Annotated in this window: 5 protein-coding genes; all 5 read left to right on the forward strand. The window is 53.8% G+C overall.

All coding sequences use genetic code 11. The features are described from left to right. Positions 1-307, forward strand: a 307-nt coding sequence (locus tag ACTF5M_RS11230; protein WP_438961053.1) for a polyprenyl synthetase family protein, incomplete at its 5' end; no start/stop codon positions are given. After that, complete coding sequence (locus tag ACTF5M_RS11235; protein ID WP_438961054.1) at positions 308-1393, forward strand: methyltransferase; 1086 nt, start codon at positions 308-310, stop codon at positions 1391-1393. Between the two features lie 128 nt (positions 1394-1521). Next, a complete protein-coding gene (bchC, locus tag ACTF5M_RS11240; protein WP_438961055.1) occupies positions 1522-2463 on the forward strand; it encodes a chlorophyll synthesis pathway protein BchC in 942 nt (313 codons plus the stop codon). Beyond that, entirely contained in the window at positions 2460-3461 is a 1002-nt protein-coding gene (locus tag ACTF5M_RS11245; RefSeq protein WP_341246342.1) for a chlorophyllide a reductase iron protein subunit X, read from the forward strand. Before bchC ends, ACTF5M_RS11245 begins: the two co-directional genes overlap by 4 nt. 27 nt (positions 3462-3488) lie before the next feature. Further along, the coding region (bchY, locus tag ACTF5M_RS11250; protein ID WP_438961056.1) for a chlorophyllide a reductase subunit Y at positions 3489-4774 on the forward strand (1286 nt) is incomplete at its 3' end.

Here is a 4774-nt window from a genome sequence, read left to right on the forward strand (position 1 = left end):
CCAAGAGGCGGAGCCATGGTTTGAATTGGGCGCACGGATTGGTGAGGCGTTTCAGGTCGCTGACGATTTGCGTGACGCGCTTTATGATGCAGAAACGCTTGGTAAGCCCGCTGGCCAGGATGAATTGAACGCACGGCCCAATGCGGTCACAGAGCTTGGGGTGCAAGGTGCTGTGACCCGCCTCAAGGATATTTTGGGCGGCGCGATTGCGTCGATCCCGTCGTGCCCTGGTGAAGCGTCACTTGCCAAGATGGTGCAGATGACAGCGCAGAAACTTACGCCCGTTGCGCCGGTCCCTGGCGAATAAATGACTGAAGCTGTATTGAAGACACGTTGGACCACCCGCCTCATTGCGAGCCGTGGTTTTCAAAAGTGGGCTGCGCGTTTTCCTTTTACGCGCGCTGTGGCGCGCCGTGAGGGTGAGGCGCTTTTCGATCTGGTATCAGGGTTTGTCTACAGTCAGGTTCTGTATGCCTTAGTAAAACTCGATATTCCTCAAGTCCTAAAGGCAGCGCCCCGATCATCGCGCGCGTTGGGGGCAATGCACGGTATTGAAGAACGTAAAATGGAAGCGCTGTTACAGGCAGCGCAGGCTCTAAAGCTAGTGAACAAGCGTAAGGGTGCGTATGAGCTGGCTCGTCGTGGCGCGGCTCTTATTGGGGTGCCAGGCCTTGAGGCGATGATCCGCCATCATGATGTGTTTTACAGAGACCTGACAGACCCCGTTGCTTTGCTTCGCGGTGAAACAGAGACGGAATTGGCAAATTTCTGGCCTTACGTGTTTGGTGGTGAAATGCCAGCAGAGCAGGCCAAAACGTATTCCGACCTCATGGCTGATAGTCAGGGGTTGGTCGCCGAAGATACGCTGCGCATGGTTAAACTTGGTGGGGTCACGCGCTTGATGGATGTGGGCGGTGGATCTGGGGCCTTTTTGTCCGCTGTGCAAAAGGCTGCCCCTAAGCTGTCTTTGCGCCTGTTTGATTTGCCCGATGTGGCCCCTCGGGCGCGTGCGCGTTTGGGGGAAGGCGTTGAGTTGACATCGGGTAGTTTCAAGACCGACTCGCTGCCCGCAGGTGCCGATGCAATTTCTTTGATCCGAGTTCTTTATGATCATAGTGATGAGACGGTTCGGGATTTGTTGGCCAAAGTTTACACTGCCTTGCCCGCTGGTGGGCGGCTTATCATCTCAGAGCCTATGACGGGTGGCGTGGTCCCGCATTGTCCAGGAAATGCATATTTTGCGTTTTACTGCATGGCCATGCAGACGGGCCGCGCGCGATCTGCTGAGGAAATCGCTCAACTTTGCACTGATGCTGGCTTTGAGAGTGTTCGTATTCCGCGCGCGCCGCGGTCTTTTGTGACCAGCGTTGTCGAGGCTGTCAGACCTCGGTGACAAGAGAATTTCAGAAAACTGTCTAAATTAATTGACACATTGGTGTGTCAGTTTAGAATGACACAATAAGCGTAACGCTGTGCTGAGTCTTTCTTCACACATGCAAATACGTAGATGAGGGAGGAAACGTGGAAGCATCCGCAGTCATATTGAAAGGTCCAAAGGACCTGGGGCTTGCCAAAGTCGCGCTTAAGGCGCCGGCAGCGAATGACGTTGTGGTGCAGGTTGCTCACTCGGGCATTTCCACGGGCACCGAGAAGCTGTTCTGGTCCGGTGCCATGCCCCCATTCCCCGGTATGGGATACCCTCTTGTCCCTGGATATGAGGCTGCCGGCGAAGTTGTCGAAGCAGGCTCTAACTCTTTCTATAGTGTTGGTGATCACGTCTTTGTTCCCGGTGCTAACTGTTATGAGGATGCATTTGGTCTGTTTGGTGGCTCTGCTGAAATTCTTGTCAGTGATGCCTCACGCGTAACCCGTATTGATCGCGGCTTTGGTGCGCAGGGGGCTTTGCTAGCGTTGGCGGCAACAGCGCGTCACGCGATGGCAGGTGTTGATAAAGCATTGCCTGATTTGATTGTTGGTCACGGCACTTTGGGCCGACTTCTTGCGCGCCTTACGGTAGCTGCAGGTGGTCCAGCGCCAACTGTTTGGGAAATTGATCCCGGTCGTATGGCGGGTGCCCAAGGCTATCAGGTTATGCATCCAGATGCCGACACCCGCAAAGATTACCGCGCCATTTATGACGCCTCAGGTCGGGCTGATCTGATCAATGATTTGATCGGTCGTATTTCCCGCGGCGGCGAGATTGTGCTCGCTGGATTTTACCAAGACCCGCTCTCTTTCGCATTTCCGCCTGCTTTCATGAAGGAAGCGCGTTTGCGAATCGCAGCAGAATGGAGCGCAGATGACCTGATGGCCACGCGTGCACTTGTTGAAAGTGGCGCGCTGTCTTTGGACGGACTGATTACCCACGAGCGCACGGCCGCAGAGGCGACTGATGCGTATGAACAAGCTTTCACGGATCCTTCTTGTTTGAAAATGATCCTCAACTGGAGTGCAGCAGCATGAAAGACGAAGTGCCGAACCTAAAAGATTTCGACCAGCGTTTGCGTGACGAAGCACACGAGGATCTGGCGGATATTATTGCTGAAGAGCCTACAAGCAAAACGCAGATCATTGCGATCTACGGTAAAGGCGGCATCGGTAAATCCTTCACACTTGCTAACCTGAGCCACATGATGGCCGAGCAAGGTAAGCGGGTTCTGTTGATTGGCTGCGATCCAAAGTCTGATACGACGTCTCTACTTTTTGGCGGCAAGGCATGCCCTACGATTATCGAGACTTCCACAAAGAAAAAGCTAGCGGGCGAAGAAGTAAAAATCGGCGACGTTTGCTTTAAGCGTGGCGGCGTTTTTGCGATGGAACTTGGCGGCCCTGAAGTTGGCCGTGGCTGTGGTGGTCGCGGGATTATCCACGGATTTGAGTTGTTGGAAAAGCTCGGCTTTCACGACTGGGACTTTGACTATGTCTTGTTGGATTTCTTGGGCGACGTTGTTTGCGGTGGCTTCGGTTTGCCGATTGCCCGCGACATGGCTCAGAAAGTTATCCTTGTTGCGTCAAACGATTTGCAGTCACTTTATGTGGCGAACAACGTTTGCTCTGCGGTTGAATACTTCCGCAAGCTTGGTGGCAACGTCGGTGTCGCGGGTCTTGTTATCAACAAAGATGATGGCACAGGTGAAGCAGCAGCATTTGCAGAGGCCGTAGATATCCCTGTGCTTGCGGCCATTCCGCAAGATGATGATCTGCGTAAGAAATCGGCAAACTACCAAATTGTTGGCACGTCGAAATCCCAATGGGGTGATTTGTTTGCAGGTCTTGGTGACGCAGTTGCGATCGCGCCACCTGTACGTCCAGCGCCGCTTGACCAAGATGGGTTGTTGGGTCTGTTTGACGCCTCTGAAACCGGCGGCGATGTGGTGCTTGAGCCCGCAACTGATGAAGACATGCGCGGCAAGCACGCTGGCACGAAAGTCAGTCTTGAAGTGGTTTATGACGATGTTTGATCGTCGCCAAAATATGGACAGCGCTCAATGAGCGGTGAGGTCACATATGACGCAGCAGCGCAAGCTGAGGTGACAGTGGGCGAGGGACGTTCCGCTGGTGCTGATGTGCCGCCCGTAGGTGATGCGCTTGGGTGTCATTCAGGCAGCACAATGGCTGAGGCTGCGAAAGCTGCGGGTAACTCTGAGTTGCTTGAAAAGTTTGCGGCCGATTACCCTGTTGGACCGCATGATAAACCGCAATCGATGTGCCCTGCATTTGGATCAATGCGTGTTGGTTTGCGTATGCGCCGCACAGCGACCGTTCTGTCAGGTTCTGCGTGTTGTGTGTACGGTCTGACCTTTGTGAGCCACTTTTACGGCGCCCGTCGCTCTGTTGGATATGTGCCGTTTAGTTCTGAGACTTTGGTTACTGGTAAGCTGTTCGAGGACATTCGCGAGAGTGTTCATGAATTGGCAGATCCGGATCAGTATGATGCGATTGTTGTAACAAACCTATGTGTGCCAACTGCATCTGGCGTGCCTCTGCGGTTGTTACCAGACGAGATCAACGGTGTGCGTATCATCGGTATTGATGTGCCTGGTTTCGGTATTCCCACCCACGCAGAAGCAAAAGATGTTTTGGCGGGTGCGATGCTTAATTACGCACGCCAAGAAGTTGCTGCGGGTCCTGTGCCTGCGCCGAAGGGTGGCAAGAATGACCGCCCAACCGTTAGCTTGTTGGGTGAAATGTTTCCTGCGGATCCAATGATGATTGGTGCGATGCTAGCACCGATGGGTCTGGCGGTTGGTCCGGTGGTGCCATGTCGTGAATGGCGCGAGCTTTACGCAGCCCTTGATTGTGGCGCAGTTGCTGCGATCCACCCGTTTTATACGTCAGCTGTACGTGAATTTGAGGCGGCTGGCCGTCCGGTCGTGGGCTCTGCGCCCGTTGGTCTTGATGGTACTGCTGATTGGCTTGCAGGTATTGGTGATGCGTTTGGTCTGTCAAAAGATCAGGTCGCAGCTTCCCAGAATGCGTTTTTGCCAGCGATCAAAGCAGCACTGTCTGAAAAGCAGATCAAAGGAGTTATCAACGTTTCGGGCTATGAGGGTTCCGAGTTGTTGGCCGCGCGTTTGCTCATTGAGAGTGGCGCTGAAGTGCCCTATGTTGGCACGGCTTGTCCAAAAACTGCTTGGAACAAGGCTGATGCTGAATGGCTTGCGGCCAAAGGTGCGACTGTCAAATTCCGCGCGAGCCTTGAAGATGATTGCGCCGCAATGGAAGCGATCAAGCCTGATCTTGCAATCGGTACGACGCCTGTTGTTCAAAAAGG

This window comes from Nereida sp., assembly GCF_965655635.1.
GTDB lineage: Bacteria > Pseudomonadota > Alphaproteobacteria > Rhodobacterales > Rhodobacteraceae > Nereida.